Below are 2,438 nucleotides of genomic sequence, written 5' to 3'. Positions count from 1 at the left end.
GCGGTCGCCGACGACGGCTACTGCACCCAGTGCGGCACCGCTGCCGTCAAGCCGCGCGACCACTTCACCGAGCAGCCTGCGGCGTGGGTCGCCGCGGTGTGCGACCGGGGGATCCGCCACCATCGCAACGAGGATGCCGTGGCCCTGGCCGCGTCGTCGACGCCGGGGGAGCGGGCCGTGCTCGTCGTGTGCGACGGCGTCTCCAGCTCGACCGACTCCGACGTCGCGAGCCTGGCCGCGGCCAGGGCAGCACGCGACGTGCTCCAGCACTCCCAGCCGCGCGGCCTCGGCACCCCCGCCAGTGGGGTCGCCGCGACGGCGCGCGCCCTGTCCCTCGCCGCGGATGCCGCCAACACCGCAGTCATCGCCAACACCGCCCCGGGGCCCGGCAACCCGGCATCCTGCACGTTCGTCGCAGGAGTCGTCGACGGCCCGGTGCTCGTCGTGGGCTGGGTCGGCGACAGCCGGGCCTACTGGGTCCCCGACGCCGGTGAGGCCACCCTGCTGACCACGGACGACTCCTTCGCGGCCGACCAGATCGCGGCCGGCGCCGACCGGGAGGTCGCCGAGAACGGCCCGCACGCCCACGCCATCACGAGGTGGCTCGGCAGCGACGCCCCCGACCACACGCCACGCACCGTCTCGCTCGCCCTCGACGCCCCCGGCTGGGTGCTCGTCTGCTCCGACGGCCTGTGGAACTACTGCTCCGCTCCGGCCGACCTGGCACAGCTGGTCAGTGCGACGATGGCGAGCGTGGGTGGCGAGCCACTACCGCTCGCAGCGGCGCTCGTGCAGTGGGCCAACGCCCAGGGTGGGCGCGACAACATCACCGTGGCGCTGGCCCGCATCGACCCGACCCCCACCGCGACGGGTACCCCGCCCGCGGCCCACCGAGAGGAAGTCTCCGCAGATGCCAACGTTCTCCGCTGACGTCTACCAGAACGAGTTCCTGCCCGACGGGGGCACGGACGTGCACGCCATCGTCACCATCACCTGCACCGGCGCGGGGGCGGTCGGTCAGGCCGGCGCCGGTGACGCCGCCGAGCTCGTCATCGTCGACACCTCGGGGTCGATGGACGGCGAGAACATCGCGGCAGCGCGCACCGCGGCGGCCGCCGCCCTGGACCAGATCAACGACGGTGTCTGGTTCGCGGTGATCGCGGGGAGCCACGAGGCCAGGCTGGCCTACCCGTACGGCCGGGAGCTCGGCATGGTGCGCATGGACGCCCAGACCCGGGCGCAGGCCAAGGCGGCCGTCGCCGGGTTCGCCGCAGACGGCGGCACCGCCATGGGCACCTGGCTGACCCTGGCCACCCGGGTGCTTGCCAGCGTCCCGTCGGCGGTGCAGCGACACGCGATCCTGCTCACCGACGGCATCAACCAGCACGAGACCCCCGAGCAGCTCTCGGCGGCGATCGAGGGCGCCCGCGGACAGTTCCAGGCCGACTGCCGCGGGGTGGGCGCCGCGTGGGAGGTCGCCGAGGTGCGCCGCATCGCCACCGCCCTGATGGGAACGGTCGACCTCATCGCCCGCCCGGAGGACATGGCCGCCGACTTCGAGGGCATCATGCGCGCCGCGATGGGGCGCGGCGTCGCCGAGGCGGCCCTTCGGGTGTGGGCGCCCCAGGGTGCGCAGGTGCTGTTCGTGCGTCAGGTCGCCCCGACCGTCGAGGACCTCACCGCCCGCCGTCAGGACGTCAACCCCCTCACCGGCGCCTACCCGACCGGCGCGTGGGGAGATGAGTCGCGCGACTACCACGTGGCGGTCCGCCTGCCGGCGAAGGTCGTCGGGCAGGAGCAGCTGGCCGCCCGCGTACAGCTCGCCGTCGGTGACGAGGTGCTCGCCCAGGGCCTCGTGAAGGCCCTGTGGTCCAACGACGACACGCTCACCACCCGCATCGACCCCGCCGTCGCGCACTACACCGGGCAGGCCGAGCTGGCCGAGGTGATCCAGGACGGACTGGCGGCCAAGGCCGCGGGGGACAGCGACACCGCGACCGCCAAGCTCGGCCGGGCGGTCCAGCTCGCGGCCGAGACCGGTAACGAGGAGGCCACCACCAGGTTGCGCAAGATCGTCGAGATCGAGGACGCCGACACCGGGACGGTCCGGCTCAGGCGCAGCGTCGACAAGCTCGACGAGATGGCCCTGGACACGGCGTCCACGAAGACGACGCGGGTGAAGAAGTGAGCACCCCCGCCGTCTGCCCCAACGGCCACGACTCCCAGTCCTCGGACTACTGCGACACCTGCGGGGCCCCGATCTCGCAGAACGGAGCGGCAGCGGGCGGTGCCGCGACCCCGGAAGGGGGCGCCACGGCATCCACCCCCGAGGCCGAGCCCGAGACGTGCCCCAGCTGCGGTGCGGACAAGGCCGCCTCGGCCCTGTTCTGCGAGGCCTGCGGCTACGACTTCACCACCGGCACCATGCCCCGCTCGGC

3 protein-coding genes are annotated in these 2,438 nt (G+C 73.8%); all 3 read left to right on the top strand.

Annotated features, from left to right (window positions below; translation table 11 throughout):
- Positions 1-930, top strand: a 930-nt coding sequence (locus PLL68_RS13920; protein WP_324535083.1) for a PP2C family protein-serine/threonine phosphatase, incomplete at its 5' end; no start/stop codon positions are given.
- On the top strand, positions 911-2,188 hold the full coding sequence (locus tag PLL68_RS13915; RefSeq protein WP_324535081.1) for a vWA domain-containing protein: 1,278 nt from the start codon (positions 911-913) through the stop codon (positions 2,186-2,188). The genes PLL68_RS13920 and PLL68_RS13915, both read left to right, overlap by 20 nt.
- A partial coding sequence (locus PLL68_RS13910; protein WP_324535079.1) for a double zinc ribbon domain-containing protein occupies positions 2,185-2,438 on the top strand: 254 nt, incomplete at its 3' end. The genes PLL68_RS13915 and PLL68_RS13910, both read left to right, overlap by 4 nt.

Origin of the sequence: Ornithinibacter sp., from assembly GCF_035443565.1 — a bacterium.
In the GTDB taxonomy this organism is placed as follows: Bacteria; Actinomycetota; Actinomycetes; order Actinomycetales; family Dermatophilaceae; genus Fodinibacter.
The sequence above is the reverse complement of the archived record's forward strand: the minus strand, read 5'-3'. Positions and strand labels throughout refer to the sequence as shown.